A 20716-nucleotide genomic window follows, 5' to 3' on the forward strand; every position below is an offset into this window, starting at 1 on the left:
GCGCCTAGGCTGGCAAGCGATGCGTCAGATGATCTTCGAACCGATGAAAGTCGGCCCGGTGACCCTTCCGAACCGGATCGTCCGGACGGCTCACGGGACGCATCTCGGCACCGATACGATCAGCGACGATCTGATCGCTTATCACGAAGCACGGGCGCGGGGCGGCTGCGGCCTCTCGATCCTCGAGGCCACAAGCGTCCATCCATCGAGCAGCATCACGCTCTACAATGTCGACGACGGCGTCGTGCCCGGCCTTCGTCGGCTCATGGACAAGGTGCGCCCGCATGGCATGCGGGTCTTCCAGCAGCTCTATCATGGCGGCCACCATTATGCCGCCCGTGACGGTGGCCCGCCCTGGGGTGCCTCGGCGGTGCCGAGCCCGGTCACCGGGCTGATGCCGATCCCCATGGATGCGTCGCAGATAGACGAGATCGTCGCGGCGTTCGCGGCGGCGGCCGCAAGATGCCAGGCCGGGGGCCTCGACGGTGTCGAGATACATGGCGGGCATGGCTATCTCATCCACCAATTCCTCTCCCCGGCGACGAACCGACGGTACGACGGCTATGGCGGAAGCCTCGAAGGGCGGATGCGGCTGCTGCGCGAGGTGCTGGAGGCGGTGCGCGCGGCTGTTGGCGGGGAACTCGCCATCGGCGTCAGGCTGAGCGCGAGCGAACAGCCTGGCGGGATCGGCGAAGCGGAGCTGGTCGAGGTGATCCGGACCCTCGAGAGCGACGGCCTGATCGACTATCTGAACGCGTCCTGGGGCGACTATTTCCTGATGGCGACGATGGTCGGACCGATGCACCTGCCGTCGGGCTACGAGCTACCCTCCAGCGGCCAGCTTACCGCCGCCTCGCGCGAGCCGCGGATCGTCAGCGGGCGCTTCCGCACGCTGGAGGAGGCCGAGCAGGTCCTGCGTTCCGGAGTGGCCGACCTGGTTTCGCTGGTGCGGGCCCAGATCGCCGACCCGGATCTGGTCGCGAAGACCCGGGCCGGACGTGTCGACGAGATCCGCCCTTGCATCGCCTGCAACCAGGGCTGCGTTGGAGGCCTGGTCCGCGAGCATCGCATCGGCTGCCTGGTCAACCCCGCTGCGGGGCGCGAGGCGACGATCATGGACAGTCGTGCCGCGGCGCCCGCGCCGGCGAGGAGGGTGCTGGTCGTCGGCGGCGGACCGGGTGGCCTGGAGGCGGCGCGTACGGCCGCGCAGGCCGGCCACTCGGTCATCCTCGCCGAGGCGCAGAGCGATCTGGGGGGCGCTTTCGACGTCGCCCGGCGCGCGCCGCACATGCACATCCTGGCCGACCTGGTCGGCTGGTACCAGCGCGAGATCTACCGCCTCGGCGTCGACGTTCGCCTGTCGAGCTTCGTCACGGCAGCAGACGTTCGCGACATCGCACCCGATCTGACGATCGTCGCCACCGGCGCCGAACCACGCGTCGACGGGATGCAGCATGCCGATCCCGCCTTTGCCGTGCGAGGGCTCGGCAAGGCTCATATTCTCTCGCCGACCGAGCTCCTCACCGGGCCGCGACCATCGGGACGGCACGCGCTGGTGCTCGACGAGAACGGTCAGTTCGAGGCGCTCGCCTGCGCCGAGCATCTGGTCAGGCATGGCTTCGAGACTTGCTATGTCACCGGCTGGGGCGCCGTCGCTCCCTTCGCCGAGCCGACCATGCGGGTGGAGCCGGCGTTGCGGCGGCTCCATGCCGGCGCCTTCCATTTCCTGGTCCGGCACAGGCTGGAGGCGATCGGCGCCCGATCCTGCCAGGTGCGGCCGCTCGCCGGCGGTCCGCCGCAGACCATCGATGCCGACCTCGTCGTGCTTGCCGGGTTGTACGCGCCGCGGCGCGAGCTTCACGATGAATTGAAGGGGGAGGGCGTTCGCGCTGTACTGATCGGCGACGCCCTCGCCCCGCGCGACGCCCTCTTCGCCATCCGGGAAGGACGGCGCGCGGGATCGGCCGTTGCGGTCCAAAGCTGAGCCGCGCTCGAGCGGACGGACGCCGGGCCCGCGTAGTCAGGCGAGCGCGCCGGCCAGGCGGCCGGCGATGATCGCCCGCGCTTCGGCGACGATGCGGGTGACCAGCTCAGCCACGCTTGGCACATCGTCGATCAGACCCTGGACGAGCCCGGCGGTCCAGATGCCATGCTCGAGATCGCCGCTCTCGAGCCCCTCGCGCCCACGCACCCCTTTGACGAGATGGGCGATCTCCTCGAAGGGGGCGCCACCGCGCTCCGCCTCGACCACCTGGCGGCTGATGCCGTTGCTCGCCACCCTGACGGTGTTGCGGTAGGTGCGGAACATCAGCTCGGTCGATCGCTCGTCATTGGCGACCATCCGTTCCTTGAATCGCGGATGGATCGGCGCCTCGACCGTCGCGCAGAAACGGGTGCCCATGTTGATTCCCTCGGCGCCGAGCGCGAGCGCCGCGACAAGACCGCGGCCGTCTGCAAAGCCGCCGCTGGCGATCACCGGTATCTTCACTCGCGTGCAGGCGGCCGGAATCAGGATCAGTCCCGGTATGTCGTCCTCGCCGGGATGGCCGGCGCATTCGAAGCCGTCGATCGAGATGGCGTCGGCCCCCATCCGCTCGGCCGACAGCGCGTGGCGGACGGCGGTGCATTTGTGGATGACCTTGATGCCGTGCTGGCGGAACTCGTCGATATGCTCCTGCGGCCGGTAGCCCGCGGTCTCGACCGCGCGGATGCCTTCATCGATGATCACCCGCCGATATTCCGCATAGGGCGGCGGCGAGAGCGAGGGCAGGATGGTGAGGTTCACGCCGAACGGCCGATCGGTCATCGAGCGGCAGCGGGCGATCTCGTCGCGGAGCGCCTCCGGCGTCGGCTGGGTGAGGGCGGTGAGGAAGCCGAGCGCGCCGGCATTGGCGACGGCCGCGACCAGTTCGGCGCGGCCGACCCATTGCATCCCGCCCTGGGCGATCGGATGCTCGACGCCGAACAGCTCGGTGAAACGCGTCCGCAGCATGCCGCCGCTCAATCCCTCGCCGACCGGCGGACCAGCTCGCGGCCGATGATCAGCTGCTGGATCTGGGTGGTGCCCTCGTAGATGCGGAACAGGCGCACGTCGCGATAGAAGCGCTCGACCGCCGTCTCGCGCATATAGCCGGCGCCGCCATGGATCTGGACCGCCCGGTCGGCGATGCGGCCGACCATCTCGGAGCAGAACATCTTGGCGCAGCTCGCCTCCAGCGACACCCGCTCGCCGCTGCCGTAGCGGCGGGCGACGTCCTTGAGCATGCATTCGGCCGCATAGAGGTCGGCCTGGCTGTCGGCGAGCATCGCCTGGATGAGCTGGAAGTCGCCGATGCGGGTGCCGAAGGCCTTGCGCTCCACGGCATAGGTCGTCGCTTCGTGAAGGAGGCGCCGGCCCTGGCCGACGCAGACCGAGGCGACGTTGATGCGGCCGCGGTCGAGCGCCTTCATCGCCGTGGCGAAGCCGGTGCCCACGACGCCGCCGATCAGCGCGGAGGCCGGGAGGCGGACGTCCTCGAGGATGACGTCCGCAGACCAGGCGCCCTGCTGGCCCATCTTGTGGTCGCGGGCGCCGATCGCCAGGCCCGGAGTTCCCGCCGGAACGAGGAAGGCGCTGAGGTGGCGGTTACCCGTCCGGCGTTCGGCGCTGGTCCGCGCCATGACCAGGAACAGCCCGGCGACCGGCGCATTGGTGATGAAGCGCTTGGTCCCGTTCAGGACATAGCCGTCGCCGTCACGGGCCGCCGTTGTTCGGATCGCCGCGGCGTCGGAGCCCGCATCGGCCTCGGTGAGGCAGAAGGCTGTGATCACCTCTCCCGCCGCGATACGCGGCAGCCATTCATCTTTCTGCGCCTCGGTGCCGTCGGTGAGAATGGCCTGGGATCCGAGCCCGATGTTGATCCCGATCACCGATCGGAACGCGGCGGAGGCCCAGCACAGCTCGGTGATGATCTCGGCTTCCTCGGCCGGCGCGAGGCCCAGTCCGCCATATGTCTCCGGCACGGTGAGCGCGAATAGGCCCATGTCCCGGAAGTCCTGCCAGATCCGATCGGGGATGCGATCCTCGTCGCTGACCTGTCGCTCGAGCGGGACCAGCTTCTCGCGCGTATAGCGGCGGACGGTGGCGACGAACTGGTCCAGCGTCTCGCGGTCCAATTTTCAGGCCCCTTCGAGGCCGACGATCGCGACCGCCGCCACATTCTGGTTCGGCATTCCGCCGAGATTATGGGAAAGCCCGAAGACTGGGCCGTCCTGGCGCTGCCGCTCGCCGGCGCGCCCGAGCAGCTGGAGATAGTTCTCGTAGATCATGCGCAGCCCGGAGGCGCCGATCGGATGGCCGAAGCATTTGAGGCCGCCGTCGATCTGGCAGGGATTGGCTCCGTTCGCATCGAAGCGGCCGTCGAGCACCTCGCGCCAGCCGCGGCCTTCCGGCGAGATGTGGAGGTCCTCCATCGTCACCAGCTCGGTGATGGAGAAGCAGTCATGAACCTCCATCAGGCTCACTTGGCCGGCGGGATCGCTGATGCCCGCCTCCTGATAGGCGCGGCTCGCGGCGATCCGGGTGGTCGGGAAATAGCTGCCGTCCCAGCCGGAACCCTGCAGCTCCCAGCCGTTGGAGACCGCCAGCTGCAAGGCCTTGACCGTGACCAGATCGGTCTTGCCCAGGCTGCGCGCCAGTTCGGGCGTACACACGATGGCCACCGCGGCTCCGTCCGAAACGCCGCAGCAATCGTAGAGGCCGAGCGGATCGGCGATGATCGGCGCGTTCAGCACCGTCTCCATCGTCACCGGCTTGCGCAGATGGGCCTTGGGGTTCCTCGCGCCGTTGGCGTGGCTCTTCACGGAGACGTGGGCCATGGCCCGCTTGAGGTCTTCCCGAGCGACGCCGTGCTTCGCCTGATAGGCGGAGGCGAGTTGGGCGAAATTGCCGGGCGCCGAGCCGACGACGCCGATCATGTCGAAGGTGGTGCCCCGCGTCCGCACCGGAAGGCCGCCATAGCCGGTATCCTTGAGCTTTTCGACGCCGACGGCGAGGGCGATGTCCGCCGCGCCCGAGGCGACGGCGTATACCGCGCCGCGAAACGCCTCGGATCCGCTGGCGCAATAATTCTCGACCTTCGTCACGGCGATGTTGGGCAGGCGCAGGGCCATGGCGGCGGGAATGCCGGACGGGCCTACGTTCATCGCGTCGAAGCCGACGGCGAGCCAGGCGGCGTCGATCTGCGCCGTTTCGATCCCGGCATCGGCGAGCGCCTCTCCATAGGCTTCGACCATCAGCTGCTCGGCATCGTCGCCGAAGCGCTCGCCGAACCTCGCGCAGCCCATGCCGAGGATCGCCACCTTGTCCTTGATGCCACTCGGCACGATCAGGCCTCCCCGGCCGCCGGCGCGGCCTTCCAGAAATAGCGGATGAAGTCGCGGCGCTCGTCCACCGCCTTGATGCGGAAGACCATGCGCATGGGCATGCCGACTTCGAGCGCCTCAGGCTCGACGTCGGTGAATTCGCAGACCATCCGGCCGCCGCCGTCGAACTCGACCATGCCGTAGCAGCCCGGCGGGTCCGGCGAATAGCCGAGGCGGTCCGCCGTGAAGGTCAGGATTCGGGCAGGCCGATCGGCAAGCGGATAATCTTCATGCGGGGTGGTGGCGACGCCGTCCACCGGCACCCCGATCTCCGATTTCGGGAATTGAATGGCTCCGGTCCGGGGGCAGCGCCCGCCGACCAGGGCCAGGACCGTCTTGCGATTGCGGTAGAGGGCCGTCAGCGGCTGCTTCTGGTCGAACTCGGCCCGCATTCCGACATCCAGCTTCAGATGGCCGGCAAAGGCGAGGTAGCGCATGTAATTGTCTTCGGATCGTCCCCGCGCCAGCCAGCCGGAGACGCCGAGCGGCCGCCGCAGCCGCTCGATCTCCGCCGTCGCCTCGAACAGCAATATGTCTGCGCCCTGCCCGAAGCCGAGCAGGAGGATCTTCTCCCCCGGACGAGCGGTCTCCAGGACGTGCGCCAGCATCACCAGCGGGTGCGCGGTGCCGCAATCCCCGAGCCTCGCCGATAGCCCGTCGGCGACGGTGCCGGCGGCGATGCCGGTCGCCTTGGCTAGGGCCTCGGGCACGCCGCGCGCCGCGATGGGGGCGACGAGATGATCGACGTCGCTGCCGGCCAGCCCGAAGGCGGCGAGGGCCGCCGCGATCGCCTTGCCGGCAAGGGCGAGATAGCCCTCGTCGCGCACCCAGCGCGCCTCCCAGACATAATCGAACTCCGCCCCGGCGGCGCGGAAATGGTCGACGAAGTCGATCGAGACCGAATGGGCGCCGAGGAAGCGAGCGATTACCCGGTCGCTCCCGAGCAGGAGCGCCGCGGCACCGTCGCCGTCGAGCAGCTCGGCTTCCGATGCGGGCCGCGAGCGATGGCGCTCGGCGGCGATGCAGAGCGTCTCGCCGGCACCGCCCTCGACCGCGCGCAGGGCCTGGATGAGGGCGCTCGTCCCCGCCTTGCGGCTGCCGCCGGCGTCCAGCGTGGTGACGGCGTCGCTCAGGTTGAGCGCCTCCTTGACGATTCCGGCATTCTGACGGTCGGCGAATGGCGCGCTCGTCGACGCCAGCAGGAGCGACGCGATCGAGCCGCGCTCCTCCCCGCCGAGGCAGTCGCGCGCCGCCTCGGTCGCCATGGTGACGACGTCCTCGTCCCAGTTCGCCATCGCTCGCTCGCCCTTGGCCAGTCCCTTGAGTCCGGGAGCGAACCAGGCATGCGCCTGATGGACGGCGCTGCGCTGCAGTCGTCGCCGCGGCACATAGGCGCCATAAGCGGTGATGCCGACCTCTCGTCTCGATTCGTCAGGCATGTTCGGCATAGCCTCGGTCCAGGACGGTGATGCCGCGCTCGAGCGCGGTGGCCCGGAAAGCGGCGGTACCCGCGCCTTCTCGCCAGATCTCGGTGACGATCGTCTCGCCCGGATAGACCGGTGCCGAAAAACGGCAGTCCATCCGCGTGAGCCGGGACGGGTCCCCGTCGCACAACCCGGTCAGCAGCGCGCGCCCGGCGACGCCGTAGGTGCACAGTCCATGCAGGATCGGCCGCTCGAAGCCCCCCGATCGCGCTACCTCCGGATCGGCGTGCAATGGATTATAGTCGCCGGAGAGGCGGTAGATGAGCGCCTGATCCTGGCGCGTCCTGAGCGCGAGCGTCACGTCGCAGGGTCGCTCCGGAAGGCTCCGCGCCACCGGCTGGCCCTCGGTCCGGCCGCCGCGCCCGCCGTCTCCGCGGAGGAAGGTGGCGCGGCGATCGGTGGCGATATGCAGACCGCTGGTCTTGCAGTGGATCTCGCGGCGGGAATAGAGGATCGCGCCCTTGGCCGGCCCCTTGTCGAAGACCTCCTCGACGTACAGCCGGCTGATCAGCTCGCCCTCGACCGGGATCGGATTGTGCAGCCGCGTCGACTGCTCCGCATGCAGCACCCGCTGCCAGTCGATCCCATATTCCGGCTGGCGCATCCAGAATCCCGGCGATGCGAGCACGGTCGCCATCGTCGGAAGGACCTGCAGGTCCTTTTCGTAGGCGAACCTCAACACCTCCTTGGAGGTGGCGCCCTCGCGCGTGACCCCGACGCCGAGGGCGTAGAGGATCACGTCGCGAATGCCGTGTCGCGCGACCGTTTCGCGCGGCGGCAGGTCGAGCAGCGCGGTGAGGTCGGTCGCCGTCATACCGGATCCCAGGCGAAGATGTCGGCGGATCGGGTCAGCGGATGAAAGCTGGAGCGGAAGGCGGGCAGCAGTTCCGACGCGACGCTCTCCGGCGTCCACCCCTCCGAACGGTGCATCGATCGGATCGGCCGGGGCACGGAGAAGAGGAAGATCTCGTTCTTCCGCACGCAGAAGATCTGTCCGCTCACCTCTTGGGAGGCATCGGCGCAGAGGAAGACCGCAAGCGGCGCGATCTTGTCCGCCGACATGCTCTTGAACCGATCCACCCGCTGCCTCTCGGCCTCCGTCTCCGCCGGGATGGTCGCCGTCATCCGGCTCCAGGCGAACGGCGCGATGCAGTTCGAGCGCACGCCCGATCGGGCCATGTCGAGCGCAATAGAGTTGGACAGGCCGACCACGCCCATCTTCGCGGCCGAATAATTAGCCTGGCCGAGATTGCCGATCAGGCCGGAGGTCGAGGTAAAATGGACGTAGGCGCCGGAGCCCTGCTCCCGGAAATGATTGGCCGCCGCCTTGGAGACGTAGAAATAGCCGTTCAGGTTGACGCGGATGAGCTCGTCCCAGTCGGCATGGCTCATCTTGTGGAAGATTCGGTCGCGCAGGATTCCGGCGTTGTTGACGACCGCATCTATCCTGCCGAACCGGGTCAGCGCGTCGCCGATAATCGACTCCGCCTCGCCGGGATTGGCGATGTTGGCGCGGTTGGCGACGGCGCGGCCGCCGGCCGACTCGATCTCGGCGACCACCGCGCCGGCCGGATCCTCGTCGCCGATCTCGCCGCTGGGCGAGCCGCCATAATCGTTGACCACCACGGCCGCGCCTCCGCGCGCCGCCAGCAACGCGATCTCCCTGCCGATTCCCCGGCCTGCGCCGGTCACGGCCACGACTTTGTCGGCCAGCATCATCCGCTCCGCTTCCCCTTCGGTTCTTGCGGGGGAAGACTTACCGGGATGCCGATTGCCATTCCATATCGTGAATGTTGCTATTCGACGTAGAGAATGTTAGCCTCCTTACGAAGGGGAGGAGATCGCGAGGGCAATGGCAGTTGGTTCACTCGTCAAGGCAATCGCCATTCTGCGCCACCTGGCGGGAGTGTCGGCCGCGCCCGGAGTGAATTCGATCGCGCGCGAGCTGGGGCTCAGCCCGAGCTCCTGCCACAACATCCTGAAGACGCTGGTCGCCGAGGAATTCGTCGATTTCGACACCCGGACCAAGACCTACAGCCTCGGGACGGGGCCGATGGAGCTGTTTCGGAAGGGGCCCGATCTCCATGCCGTGATCGAGCTCGTCCGCCCGGAGCTCGAGGCGCTCGCCGCCGAGTATTCGGTGACAAGCGGCCTGTGGCGGGTCGGCGACCGGCGGCTCCACCTGATCGATGTCGTCGAAAACGACGTCGGTACGCGCATCCATATCGCGCTGGGACAGCGGCTGCCTCGCTATGTCGGCGCGATGGGGCGCTGCCTTGCCGCCTGGGACGGCCTGTCGCGGGCAGACCTGCCCGGAATCATCGGATCGCTGCGCTGGCAGGATCCGCCGGCGGCGGACGCCTATTGGCGCGACATGCGCTTTGCGGAGCTGCACGGTTGGGCGGCCGATCATGGCCATTATCTGCGCGGGGTCGCCACGATCGCGTCGGTGATCGCCGACGGCACGACCGCCCGTTACTGCATTACCAACACCATGTTTCGCGACCAGCACGACGAGGCCGGCATGTCACGCCTCGGCGACCGCTCCGCGCGCCTGTCGAGAGAGGTGGCGCGCCGGCTGTTCGCGGACCAAACGGGAAGCCGGAGGGCCACGGACAAGCATGGGGTCGGCCGCGGCGCGACGGAGGAGAGGAGGGGACGGCTGCTCGCCGCAGGCTGAAATACCGAGAAAAGAAGCAAAAAAGGCCAGGATGAAGGAGAGGATTTGTGACCAAGGTGATGCCACCGCTCAATCCGTTGCGCGCCTTCGAGGCTGCGGGACGGCACGTAAGTTTCACCCGCGCCGCCGAGGAGCTGGGAGTCACGCAGACCGCCGTGAGCCGCCAGGTCGCCGTGCTGGAAGGATATCTGCGCAATCGGCTGTTCGAACGGCATAATTCCGAGCTCGTCATCACCGACACCGGGCGCGCCTATCTGGAAGCCATCCGCCCGGCGCTCGAGATGATCTCGGAGGCGACCGCCGCAACCCGCGGCCGGGCCACCAACGTCCTCAAGGTTCGGCTGTATCTGACATTCGCCTTGCGCTGGCTGCTGCCGCGCCTGCCGCGTTTCCGCGCAGAGCATCCCAACATCGATATCAATCTCACCACCTCGATCGTGCCGGTCGATTTCGATCGCGACGATATCGACGTGAACATCTGCCATGGCGACGGCCGCTGGTCGGGCATCCAGTCGTGCCAGGTGTTCCAGGACCAAGTAACCCCGGTGGGCGCCCGGTCGCTGATCGAAGGGCCGGATGCGCCGCAGAGCCCGGCGGAGCTGATCGGCCAGAACCTGCTCCATTCCCGCAACCGGGTCGGCGACTGGGCGGACTGGTTCCAGTCGGTCAACGTCGATGGCCGCGGTGCCCCCGGACTCGTCCTCGAGACATCCAGCCTGGTCTACGAGGCGGCGCGCCAGGGCCTGGGTTTCGCTATCGGGCAGGTTCCGCTCCTGAAGCGGGAACTCGATTCCGGCGAACTCGTGGCGCCCTTTCCGGTCATGCGCCGCAAGAGCGGCTATTACATGCTGCACCGCACCGGGCGCATCGAGCCGAAGGTGCGCGCATTTCGCGAGTGGATGCTGCGCGAGGTCGAGGCGCAGGCGCAGGAGGAACAGGCGGCGACTGCGCGTGGCGCGGCCGGCCTCCAGACTGCCGCGGCCTGACCTCTGCTCCCGCCGCTCCGCGGAGCGGCGGGAGGAGGAACATTTTCTCGATTTCGGCCCGCTCACTCGTCGATCGGATCGGTCCCTCGCGCTTCTATGATCCCGCCATGGTCGACGTCGCACCGCCAGACCGCGCGCAATGAGCAGTCCTGACGTCGTCATTGTCGGCGCCGGTCACGCCGGGGCCCAGGCCGCGATCGCACTTCGCCAGCGCAAATTCGACGGGCGCATCCTCCTGGTCGGCGACGAGTCCGACCTGCCCTATGAGCGGCCACCCTTGTCGAAGGCTTATCTGTCGGGCGAGAAGACCTTCGAGCGGCTGTTGATCCGGCCTCGGTCCTTTTGGGACGAGAGGAATGTCGAGCTGCGGCTGGGCGAGCGCGTCGTCGGGATCGATGCCGCGGCGAGGACGGCGGAGCTGGAAAATGGCAGCCGCCTCGCCTTCGGTGCTCTGATCTGGGCCGCGGGCGGGCGGCCGCGCCCGTTGAACTGCCCGGGCGGCGATCTCGCCGGGGTCCACAATGTGCGCAGCCGCGCCGACGTCGACGCGATGATCGCCGAACTGCCTCGGGTCCGGCGCGTCGTCGTCGTCGGCGGCGGCTATATCGGTCTCGAGGCGGCGTCCGTCCTGACCAAGGCAGGAAAGGCGGTCGTGCTCCTGGAGGCGATGGATCGGGTGCTCTCCCGTGTCGCCGGCCTCGAAATCTCGGCCTTCTTCGAAGCCGAGCATCGCCGCCGGGGCGTCGACGTCAGGACCGGGGCGGCCGTCGAATCCCTCGTCGGCCGCGATGGCGCTGTGTGCGGTGTCAGGCTCGCGAGCGGAGAGACGCTGCCGGCGGACATGGTGATCGTCGGCATCGGCATCCTGTCGTCCACCGAGCCGCTGGAGGCGGCGGGCGCCGCCTGCGGCAACGGCGTTCATGTCGATCGCTTCTGCCGCACCAGCCTCGAGGGCATCTACGCGGTGGGTGACTGCGCGGCGCACGAGAATGCCTTCGCCGGCGGCGCCCGCATCCGCCTCGAATCGGTTCAGAATGCGAACGACCAGGCCAATGTCGCTGCCGGCGCGATCGTGGGGAGCGCGGAGCCTTATGGCGCCGTGCCCTGGTTCTGGTCCGACCAATATGATCTCAAGCTCCAGACGGTGGGCCTGTCCGCCGGAGCCGACCGGACGGTGGTGCGCGGCGACCCGGCTTCGCGAAGCTTCTCTGTGGTCTACCTCAAGGCCGGCCGGGTGGCGGCGCTCGACTGCGTCAACGCGGTGAAGGACTATGTCCAGGGTCGCCGCCTCGTTGCGGACGCGTGCGCGGTCTCTCCCGACGCGCTGATGGCGCTCGCCTCGCTCAAGGCGCTGTCCTGAAGCGGCACCGCGGCACCCGCCGCGGATCGGCTCAGATGGCGCCGCCGAGGCGAAGGCGCTCTATTTCTTCGGCGGACTTGCCGAGCATGTCGGTAAGCGTGTTGACGGTGTCCTGACCGAGCGACGGCGGCGGTCGGTGCCGGATCGGCGTGCGGGAGAAGTTGAGCGGGCTGCGAACCATCGGCAGCGACTTGCCGTGCGGCTGCTCCACCTCGATGCGTATCTGGCGGTGGATGACCTGGGGGTCGTCGAACACGTCGCTGACCGAGTTGATCGGCGCGGAAGGCACGCCTGCTTCTTCCAGCAGCCCCTCCCACTCGGCGGCGCTGCGCTTGCCGAGCTCTTGGTTGAGCAGACGCTCGAGCTGCGCGTAATTCTCACGGCGGGCGGCATTCTTGGCGAAGCGGGGATCCTCGGCCACGCCGGTGAGGCCGAGCAGGCGGCACAGGCTGGCGAACTGCCGATCGTTGCCGCAGACGATGATCATCTGCCGGTCGGCGGCGGAGAAGACGCCGGAGGGATAGGTGTTGGGCGCGCGGTTTCCGGCGCGCGTCGGCACCTCGCCGGTGAGCAGGAAGGTGCTGGCATATTGGGCGGTCAGGGCGACGCTGGTGTCCAGCATGGCCGTGTCGATATGTTGTCCCTCGCCGCTGCGCAGGCGATGGATATAGGCGGCGAGCACCGAGACGGCGGCGCAATAGCCTGTGGTGAGATCGGTGATGGCGACCGCCGTGCGCTGCGGCTCGCCGGCCGGATCGCCGCACAGGCTCATCAGCCCCGCCGTCGCCTGCATCACCGAATCGTAAGCGGGTCGCGCCGCGTGGGGGCCGGTCTGGCCGAATCCGGTGATCGAGCAATAGATGATGTCGGGATTGGCCGCGCTGATCGCTTCATAGTCGAGGCCGTATTTGGCGAGACCCCCGGCCTTGTAATTCTCCACCACGATGTCGCATTTCGCGGCCAGCTCGCGGACGAGTTGTGCGCCATCAGGGTGGGCGATGTCGACGGTGATCGATCGCTTGCCGCGGTTGAGCGCGATGAAGAAAGCCGAATCCGCCGGTTCCTGACCGTCATGCATTTGGACGCGCGGGCGAAAGGTGCGGGCATCCTCGCCGGTCGAGGGACGCTCGATCTTGTAAACGTCGGCGCCGAGATCGGCGAGGAGCTGCGTGCACCAGGGGCCGGCCGCGATGCGTGTGAGGTCCAGAACCTTCACACCCGAAAGTATCTCACTCAAGACCTTGGCCCCTCTGTCACCAGCCGGCGGGATCTGGCCCGGCCGGCAGGGCCTAGAAGGAGCCGTGGCGGCCGGGGTTCAGCCACTATCCAGACTTCGGGTCCGCGCCAAAAAAATGTCAGCGCTGCAAACCTTCGCTGCAATAATTTCGGGCCGAGACCGATGGATGCGCGCTGGAGGTTCACCGGTGCGAATTGAGATCAGGGGAGAGTGACATCCTGTCCTGCTGCCTTGTTCGCCTGTTCGGCCGGACGATGGGCCGGGAGCCCGCAAAGGTCGAATCGGAATGAACAACGCCCATGCCTTCGAGTATCCGGACGACATCCAGGCGCTGCTGACCGCCCTCGGCGGGTTCATTCGCTCCGAGATCTTGCCGCGGCACGAACGCCATGCTGACCTTCTGTCGGACAGTCGGCGCAAATACTTGCCCGACGGGCGCTTCAGCCCTGAGGTTTGGGAATTGATCGCCGAGGTCAGGAAGGCCTCGGCCGCCGCGGGCTTCTACGGGATGAGCGTTCCCGAGGAGATCGGCGGCGGCGGCATGGGGCTGCTCGCCTACTTCGCGGCCTGGGAATATATCTCGCACACCTGCGGTCCGCGCGAATGGCTTTCCTATTACATCATCAGTCATTGGGCCAAAGGGCCGAGCCCGCTGCTCGCCCGGGCGACGGAGCAGGCGCGCGCGGAGGTCCTGCCCGGCATCATGTCGGGCGATCAAACGATGTGCTTCGCACTTTCCGAGCCCGAGGCGGGGTCGGATGCGGCGATGATCCGCACGCGGGCCACGCCCGACGGCGACGGCTGGCGCCTGACCGGCAACAAGATCTGGATCTCGAACAGCGTCCATGCCGAATATGCGACGATCTTCGCGGTTACCGATCCGGAACTGGCGGCGGCGCGTAAGGGCGGGATCAGCGCCTTTCTGGTGCCGACGGACTCCCCGGGCTTCAGGCTCGAGAGCACGATCAAGATGTGGGGACAGGCGGGCACGGTCGAGGGCCTGCTCGCTTTCGACGACGTCAGGATCGAGCCATGGCAGCTGCTCGGCGAGCTTCATCGCGGCTTCGCCCTCGCCATGCTGGGCGTCGGGCTGGGGCGCATGTACAACAGCGCTCGCGCGGTCGGCTATTCCCGATGGGCGCTCCGCGAGGCGTTCGACTACGTCAAGGTGCGCGAGACCTTCGGCAAGAAGCTGTCCGCCTATCAGGGCGTGACCTTCCCGCTGGCGGAATGCGCGATGCAGGTCCATGCCGCCCATCTCATGTCCATCAACGTCGCCCAGTTGCTCGATCGCGGGCTTCCCGCCACGAAGGAGCTCGCCATGACCAAATGCTTCGCCGCGGAGATGGCGAAGTCGACGGTCGACCGGGTGATGCAGGTGTTCGGCGCGATGGGATTCACCAACGAGATGTTTCTGACCGACGCCTATATCGCGATGCGCAAGATCAGCGTCGCGGACGGCAGTTCCGAGATCATGCGGCGCCAGATCGCCAAGCATATGCTGAACGGCGACATGGCCCTCTGACATGACGGATGCTGTGGTCGTCGAGCGGGTGGACGGGGTCGCGGTGCTGAGGCTGTGCGAGCCGGAGAACCGGAACGCGCTGAGCGCGGCGATCAAGGAAAGGCTGCAGGCCCTCGTGCCGGCGCTGGTCGACGATCCGGGCGTGCGCTGCCTGCTCATCACCGGCGAAGGCAGCGCCTTCTGCGCGGGAGGAGACGTGCGCTCGCTCGTCGAGCGGCAGAGCCCGGCCGAGGTGCGCGCGCGGCTGGCAAGGAGCTATGCCTGGATCGCGAAGCTGCTCAACGGCGAGACGCCGGTCGTCACCGCCGTGAATGGCGCCGCGGTCGGCGCGGGCTTCGGTCTCGCCATGCTCGGCGATGTCGTGCTCGCGTCCGATGCCGCCTGGTTCATGGCCGGCTTCGGACTGATCGGCGCCGTCGCCGATTACGGCCTGGCGCGGACGTTGCCGCGGGCGGTCGGCGCGTTGCGAGCCAAGGACATATTGCTGACGGGACGCAGGGTCGATGCGGCCGAGGCCGAGCGGATCGGCTTGGTCAGCCGGATCATCCCAGCCGACCGGCTCCACGAAGAAGCGATGACGGCGGCGAGGGCGATCGCCGCCGGGCCGAGCGTGGCGCTGGGGCTGACCAAGAGCCTGATCGGCCGCGCTTATGAGGGTGGCGCCGAGGATTTCCTGCGCGCGGAAGGTTATGCTCAGGCCATGGCCTTCGGCACGGCCGACCACGCCGAAGGCGTCGACGCCTTTCTCGCCAAGCGACGTCCCACCTTCGAGGGGCGCTGAGCGATGGACTTCACGTTCACGGTCGAGGAGGAGGCGTTTCGGGAGGAGGTGCGGACGTGGCTTCGCGCCAACGTGCCGACGGAGAAGCGGCCCAAGGAAGGGCAGGCGATGCGCGCCTTCGATACGGCCTGGCAGCGCCGCCAGCATGAAAGCGGCTGGGGCGGAATCGCCTGGCCTGTCGAATATGGCGGACAGGGGCTGAGCCTGGTCCAGCAGCTCATCTGGCACGAGGAATATGTTCGCGCCGAGGCGCCGCCGCCCGGCTGCATGTTCGTCGCTCTGAGCCATGCCGGCCCGACCGTGATGCTGCGCGGCAACGCGGAGCAGAGGGCGCTCCATATCCCGCGGATCATCCGCGGCGAGGCGGTCTGGTGCCAAGGCTTCTCCGAGCCGGGGGCAGGATCGGACCTTGCGTCGGTGCGGGCCCGAGGCGTCGTCGACGGGGACGATCTGGTGGTCACCGGGCAGAAGGTCTGGACGAGCTACGCCGACGTCGCCGACTATCAGGAATTGCTCGTCCGGACGGATCCGGACAGCCAGCGCCACGCGGGGCTCAGCTGGGTCATCTGCGACATGCGCGCGCCTGGCATCACGGTGCGCCCGATCCGCACCATGGCCGGGATCACGACCTTCGCCGAGGTCTTCTACGACGAGGTCCGGATCCCGCTGGGGCAGGTCGTCGGCGGCCTGGGCGAGGGGTGGAGTGTCGCCATGTCGACCCTGTCCTTCGAGCGCGGGACGGCGATGATCCCGCACCAGGTGGAGCTGCAGCGGACCGTCGAGCAGCTGATCGCGCTCGCCGGCGAAGTGACCGGCCCGGACGGACGCCGTCCGGCCGCGGCCGACGACGAGGTGCGCAGCCGGCTCGCCCGCCTCAGGGCGGAAGTGGCGGCGATGAGGGCAATGACCTATGCGAGCATCTCGCGCGCCCAGCGCGAGGATGCGCCGGGGCCGGAAGGGGCGATGATCTCCCTCTACTTCGGCGAGCTGTTCCAGCGCGTCCATGATGCCGCGATGGACATATTGGGCGGCGAATCGATCGAGCGGCAGGGGCGGGCGGAAGCCTGGACCTTCCGCTACCTGGACGGCTTCAAGCACACGATCGCCGGCGGCACCTCCGAGATACGCCGCAACATCATCGGCGAGCGCGTTCTCGGCCTGCCACGGGGGCGGGCATGATCGACCTGCTGCCGGACGACGACCAGAAGGCGCTGATCGACAATTTCGAGAGCGTTCTCGCCGCGGAGGCACCGCTGGCGCGGCTGCGCGACGGCCAGGGCGATCTCGCCTTGCTGGCACGGCTGGCGGAGCTGGGTTGGTTCGGCCTCGGTCTCCCGGAATCGGCGGGCGGCGTCGGCCTCGGCCTGATCGAGGAAGCCTTGTTGTTCAGGGAGGCGGGGCGCTTCCTGGTCGGCCCGCGACTTTTCGCCGCAGTGCTGGGGGCGCACGCCGCGGTCGGGGCCGGCGATCCCGCGCTCGCCGCCGCGCTGGCCGGCGGGGAGCGGGGCGCCTGCCTGCTGTCGGGCGACGGCCGCCACGCCTTCGATCGGCAGCCCGGCGATAGCCTCGTCCGCGTCGACGAAGAGGGCATCCGCCTGCTCGACGAAGCGGCGCTCGTGCGGGCGGAGCCGATCGACGGCCTCGATCCGGCAATCGCCCTGGAGCGGGTCGAGCTCGACGAGAGGGGCGTGCGCCGGCTGGCTGACAGGACACTTGCGCTGCGGACGAAAGTGCTCGTCTCGGCGAGCCTGGTCGGCCTGGCCGAAGCGGCGCGCGACCGCGCCACGCTCTACGCGAAGGAAAGGCAGCAATTCGGGCAGCCGATCGGCGCCTTCCAGGCAATCAAGCATCGCTGCGCCGACATGGCCGTAGGGTGCGAGTCGGCGTGGACGCTGACCGCGCTCGCGGCCTTGTGCCTCGGGAGCGGGCGGCACGATGCCGCCTTCCAGGCGGCCGCGGCGCGCATCGTCGCCGGCGATGCCGCCCTCGCCGCCGTGCGCGGCAACGTCCAGATCCATGGCGGCATGGGCTTCACTGACGAATGCGAGGCTCATCTCCTCGTCAAGCGCTGCCATTTCCTCCTTCAGCTCGCCGGCGGCACGCGTCTCCACCAGGAGGCGCTCCTCGGCGAACCGGAGCCGGTGCACGGCCGATGACCGAAGGTCTCGACGCGGCTTTTCGGGCGCTCCTTGCCGGCGATCCCGAGGACGTGCTCGTCGAGGCGGAGGGCCGCTGGTTGCCGCGCGGCCGGTTCGCCGAGGTGGCGCGGGAAATCAATGCGCGGCTGACCTCGGCGGGCATCGCTGAGGATGCGCCGATCGGACTCATCGCCCGCAACCGGCCTCCGCACATTGCCGCCTTGTTCGGTCTGCTGGCCGAACGGCGGACGATCGTCATGCTCCACGCCTATCAAGCGGCCGAGGGCCTCGCCGCCGAACTGCGCCGGCTCCGCCTTGCAGTCGTGATCGGCGCAGCGGAGGATTGGGGCGAGGAGGTCCGGGCGGCGGCGCGGGCGGTAGGAACGCTGGCCCTCGCCTTCACCGAAGCCGCCGGCGCGCCGGTCAGCGCCATTGTCGAGGCGGGCAAGGGGCCGCATCATCCGCCGCAGCCGGGCGTAGCCATCCAGATGCTAACCAGCGGCACGACCGGAACGCCGAAGCGGGTGCCCATCTCCTATCGGATGCTGGAGGATGCGGTGGCGGATGCCGGGCTTGCCACCGCCCAGGCAGGAACGCCCTTCAATGTCGCGCCCTATATCCAGTTCTATCCGCTCGGGAATATCAGCGGCCTCTATGGGCTGATCACCTGCGCGAGCCATGGTCAGCGGATCGTCCTGCTGGAGAGATTCAGCGTCGACGCCTGGGTGCGTGCGGTCGAAACCTATCGGCCGACGACCTTCGTCTCGCTGCCCCCCGCCGCCATCCGGATGGTGCTGGATGCCGATGTTCCGCCCGATGCATTGCGCTCGATCCCGGCGATGCGGTGCGGATCCGCGCCTCTCGATCCCGACCTGCAGCGCCGTTTCGAGCAACGCTACGGGATTCCGATCCTGATCAATTATGGCGCGACCGAATTTTGCGGCGTCGTCGCAAACTGGACGATCGACGACCATCGCGTCTTCGCGGAGGCCAAGCGCGGCAGCGTCGGGCGAGCCCGGCCGGGGATCCGCCTGCGCGCGGTCGATCCGGCCGACGGCGGGCCGCTCCCGCCGGGCGAGATCGGCCAGCTCGAGATCCTCGCGCCGCGGCTGTCGGAGCAATGGGTGCGAACCACTGATCTGGCCCTCATCGACGCCGACGGCTTCCTCTTCCTCAAGGGACGCGCGGACAGCATGATCAATCGCGGCGGGTTCAAGATCGCTCCCGACGCCGTCGCCGACATGCTTCGCACGCACCCGGCGGTGCGCGAGGCGGTGGTCGTCGGGATTTCGGACGCGCGCCTCGGGCAGGTGCCGGCCGCCATCGTCGAGTTCGAACCGGGCTCGGATCGTCCATCGGAGGCCGAGCTGGCCGGCTTTGCGCGCGCCCGGCTGGCGGCGCAGATGGTGCCGGTGCGCTTCATGGTGGTGGAGAGCCTGCCCAGGACCCAATCGCTCAAGGTCGACCGCGGCGCCGCCCGCGCCTTGCTCGAAAGGGAATGGGTCGCATGAACGACGCGCCGGACAAGCAGTTTCGCCGCCATCTCGAAGCGGGCCGGATCATGATCCAGCGCAGCCGCGAGACGGGGCGGTGCTTCTTCTACCCCCGCGTCGCCGAGCCGGGGACGGGCAGCACCGACCTGGAGTGGATCGAGGCATGCGGCGAGGGCACAGTCTATTCGACCACGGTGGTGCGCCAGCGGCCGCCGGCCGCGGACTATAATGTCGTCCTCGTCGATCTCGCCGAAGGCCCTCGGCTGATGAGTCGGGTCGAGGGCGTGGCCCCCGAGGCCGTGAAGATCGGGATGGCGGTGCGTGCCCGCATCGCCGAGGGCGAGGACGGGCCGATCCTCGTCTTCGACCCGGCGGAGGCGCCGGAATGACCGCCTTTCCGCGCGGCGCCGCCGCGATCGTCGGCACGGCGACCTATGGTGAAGGCGAATCGCCGGGCTTCACGTCGATCGATCTCGCCGCGGCCGCCAGCGTCCGTGCGCTCGCTCAGGCGGGGCTGAGGCCCACAGACGTGGACGCGCTCTTCATCGGCCTTCCGGACGACTTCCTCTCGGGCATGACGCTGGCCGAATATCTCGGCATCCATCCGAAACTTACGGACAATAACCGCACCGGCGGCTCGGCCTTCCAGACTCACCTTCATTGGGCGGCGCTGGCGCTCGCGGCGGGCGAATGCGACGTCGCTCTGATCGCCTATGGCAGCAATCAGCGCAGCGGTGCCGGTAAGCTCATCCGGTCGAGCAAGCCGCCCACCTACGAAGGACCGTATCGGCCGATCATGCCCGTCTCCGGCTATGCCCTGGCCGCGGCGCGGCACATGCACGAATATGGAACCACCCGCCGTCAGCTCGCCGAGGTGGCGGTGGCGGCGCGCGCATGGGCTAAGAAGAATCCCGCAGCGTTCATGCGGGGAGACCTCGCCATCGAGGACGTGCTTTCGGCGCGAATGCTCTCCGATCCGCTCGGCGTACGCGACGCGTGCCTGGTGACGGACGGTGCCGCTGCCGTCGTCATGGTGCGCGCGGACCGGGCACCCGATCATGCCGCCCGGCCCGCTTTTCTGCTCGGCGCCGGCTCGGCGGTCAGCCATCGCGACATCTCGTCCATGCCGGATCTCACGGTCACCGCGGCACGAGAATCCGGCGCGCGCGCCTTTGCCGCCGCTCGTGTCGGGCCCGGGGAGATGGACGTGGTTCAGCTCTACGACGCGTTCACGATCAACGTCATTCTCTTCCTCGAGGATCTCGGCTTCTGCGCCAAGGGGGAGGGGGGAGCGTTCGTCGAAGGCGGCCGCATCGCGCCCGGCGGCGCGCTTGCCGTCAACACCAATGGCGGCGGCCTCTCTTATTGCCACCCCGGAATGTATGGACTTTTCGCGATCGCCGAGGCGGCCGACCAGGTCATGAACCAGGCCGGCGAGCGGCAGATTGCCGGCACGGACCTGGCCCTGGCCCACGGCAATGGCGGCGTCCTCGCGAGCCAGGCCACGGTCATCCTCGGGTCACGCGACACGCTTTAGAGCATGATCATGCTTATGTGAATCCGGTTGGGATTCCCAAGCGGTTCGGTTCGTGATTCAAGATGCTGGCTGGGAGGAGGTCAGCATTCGAT

The 20716-nt window shown here is 68.4% G+C and carries 18 protein-coding genes; 11 read left to right on the forward strand and 7 right to left on the reverse strand.

The features are described 5' to 3' along the window. Positions 1-19: 19 nt before the first annotated feature. Entirely contained in the window at positions 20-1984 is a 1965-nt protein-coding gene (locus DDE10_RS22715) for an oxidoreductase (protein WP_114955099.1), read from the forward strand. Positions 1985-2020: 36 nt separating this feature from the next. Here DDE10_RS22715 and DDE10_RS22720 read toward each other — a convergent pair whose 3' ends face one another. Genes DDE10_RS22720 through DDE10_RS22745 form a run of 6 tightly spaced genes read right to left on the reverse strand, consistent with a single transcriptional unit; the run spans position 2021 to position 8603 of the window. Continuing rightward, positions 2021-2992 (reverse strand): NAD(P)H-dependent flavin oxidoreductase, encoded by a 972-nt coding sequence (locus DDE10_RS22720; RefSeq protein WP_114955100.1) that lies wholly within the window; start codon positions 2990-2992, stop codon positions 2021-2023. 8 nt (positions 2993-3000) lie between these two features. Beyond that, on the reverse strand, positions 3001-4155 hold the full coding sequence (locus DDE10_RS22725; protein ID WP_114955101.1) for an acyl-CoA dehydrogenase family protein: 1155 nt from the start codon (positions 4153-4155) through the stop codon (positions 3001-3003). A gap of 3 nt (positions 4156-4158) precedes the next feature. Next, on the reverse strand, positions 4159-5364 hold the full coding sequence (locus tag DDE10_RS22730) for an acetyl-CoA acetyltransferase (RefSeq protein ID WP_114955102.1): 1206 nt from the start codon (positions 5362-5364) through the stop codon (positions 4159-4161). A 2-nt stretch (positions 5365-5366) separates the two neighbouring features. Beyond that, the gene (locus DDE10_RS22735; protein ID WP_114955115.1) at positions 5367-6842 is read right to left on the reverse strand and encodes a hydroxymethylglutaryl-CoA synthase family protein; all 1476 of its coding nucleotides are present in this window, start codon (positions 6840-6842) and stop codon (positions 5367-5369) included. Beyond that, positions 6835-7701: a MaoC family dehydratase gene (locus DDE10_RS22740; RefSeq protein ID WP_114955103.1), complete on the reverse strand. Its 867-nt coding sequence runs from the start codon at positions 7699-7701 to the stop codon at positions 6835-6837. The genes DDE10_RS22735 and DDE10_RS22740 overlap by 8 nt, the downstream gene beginning before the upstream one ends. After that, entirely contained in the window at positions 7698-8603 is a 906-nt protein-coding gene (locus DDE10_RS22745; protein ID WP_114955116.1) for an SDR family NAD(P)-dependent oxidoreductase, read from the reverse strand. Before DDE10_RS22745 ends, DDE10_RS22740 begins: the two co-directional genes overlap by 4 nt. Before the next feature lie 136 nt (positions 8604-8739). On the opposite strand from DDE10_RS22745, the gene DDE10_RS22750 reads away from it, so the two are divergent. The 3 genes from DDE10_RS22750 to DDE10_RS22760 all read left to right on the forward strand — a co-directional run bounded on the left by DDE10_RS22750 (position 8740) and on the right by DDE10_RS22760 (position 11913). After that, a complete protein-coding gene (locus tag DDE10_RS22750) occupies positions 8740-9567 on the forward strand; it encodes an IclR family transcriptional regulator (protein ID WP_114955104.1) in 828 nt (275 codons plus the stop codon). A gap of 47 nt (positions 9568-9614) precedes the next feature. Next, positions 9615-10553 carry a transcriptional regulator GcvA gene (gcvA, locus tag DDE10_RS22755; RefSeq protein ID WP_114955105.1) on the forward strand — a complete coding sequence of 313 codons (939 nt, stop codon included), beginning with the start codon at positions 9615-9617 and terminating at the stop codon, positions 10551-10553. Between the two features lie 139 nt (positions 10554-10692). Then, positions 10693-11913 (forward strand): NAD(P)/FAD-dependent oxidoreductase, encoded by a 1221-nt coding sequence (locus DDE10_RS22760; RefSeq protein WP_114955106.1) that lies wholly within the window; start codon positions 10693-10695, stop codon positions 11911-11913. 31 nt (positions 11914-11944) lie between these two features. Here the strand turns inward: DDE10_RS22760 and DDE10_RS22765 are convergent, their stop codons facing one another. Further along, positions 11945-13150 (reverse strand): CaiB/BaiF CoA transferase family protein, encoded by a 1206-nt coding sequence (locus DDE10_RS22765; protein WP_114955107.1) that lies wholly within the window; start codon positions 13148-13150, stop codon positions 11945-11947. Positions 13151-13436: 286 nt separating this feature from the next. On the opposite strand from DDE10_RS22765, the gene DDE10_RS22770 reads away from it, so the two are divergent. From DDE10_RS22770 to DDE10_RS22800, 7 genes are read left to right on the forward strand one after another with little or no spacing between them, the layout of a single operon-like run. After that, a complete protein-coding gene (locus DDE10_RS22770) occupies positions 13437-14675 on the forward strand; it encodes an acyl-CoA dehydrogenase family protein (protein ID WP_114955108.1) in 1239 nt (412 codons plus the stop codon). Between the two features lies 1 nt (position 14676). Next, on the forward strand, positions 14677-15456 hold the full coding sequence (locus DDE10_RS22775; protein WP_114955109.1) for an enoyl-CoA hydratase/isomerase family protein: 780 nt from the start codon (positions 14677-14679) through the stop codon (positions 15454-15456). A gap of 3 nt (positions 15457-15459) precedes the next feature. Beyond that, positions 15460-16635 carry an acyl-CoA dehydrogenase family protein gene (locus DDE10_RS22780; protein WP_114955110.1) on the forward strand — a complete coding sequence of 392 codons (1176 nt, stop codon included), beginning with the start codon at positions 15460-15462 and terminating at the stop codon, positions 16633-16635. Then, a complete protein-coding gene (locus DDE10_RS22785) occupies positions 16632-17612 on the forward strand; it encodes an acyl-CoA dehydrogenase family protein (RefSeq protein WP_114955111.1) in 981 nt (326 codons plus the stop codon). Before DDE10_RS22780 ends, DDE10_RS22785 begins: the two co-directional genes overlap by 4 nt. Further along, positions 17609-19105 (forward strand): class I adenylate-forming enzyme family protein, encoded by a 1497-nt coding sequence (locus DDE10_RS22790; RefSeq protein ID WP_162806804.1) that lies wholly within the window; start codon positions 17609-17611, stop codon positions 19103-19105. Before DDE10_RS22785 ends, DDE10_RS22790 begins: the two co-directional genes overlap by 4 nt. Then, positions 19102-19476 (forward strand): Zn-ribbon domain-containing OB-fold protein, encoded by a 375-nt coding sequence (locus DDE10_RS22795; RefSeq protein WP_114955113.1) that lies wholly within the window; start codon positions 19102-19104, stop codon positions 19474-19476. The genes DDE10_RS22790 and DDE10_RS22795 overlap by 4 nt, the downstream gene beginning before the upstream one ends. Continuing rightward, positions 19473-20624, forward strand: coding sequence for an acetyl-CoA acetyltransferase (locus DDE10_RS22800; RefSeq protein WP_114955114.1), 1152 nt, complete (start codon positions 19473-19475; stop codon positions 20622-20624). The genes DDE10_RS22795 and DDE10_RS22800 overlap by 4 nt, the downstream gene beginning before the upstream one ends. Positions 20625-20716 lie beyond the last annotated feature (92 nt).

Origin of the sequence: Sphingosinicella terrae, assembly GCF_003347635.1 — a bacterium.
Taxonomy (GTDB): Bacteria; Pseudomonadota; Alphaproteobacteria; order Sphingomonadales; family Sphingomonadaceae; genus Allosphingosinicella; species Allosphingosinicella terrae.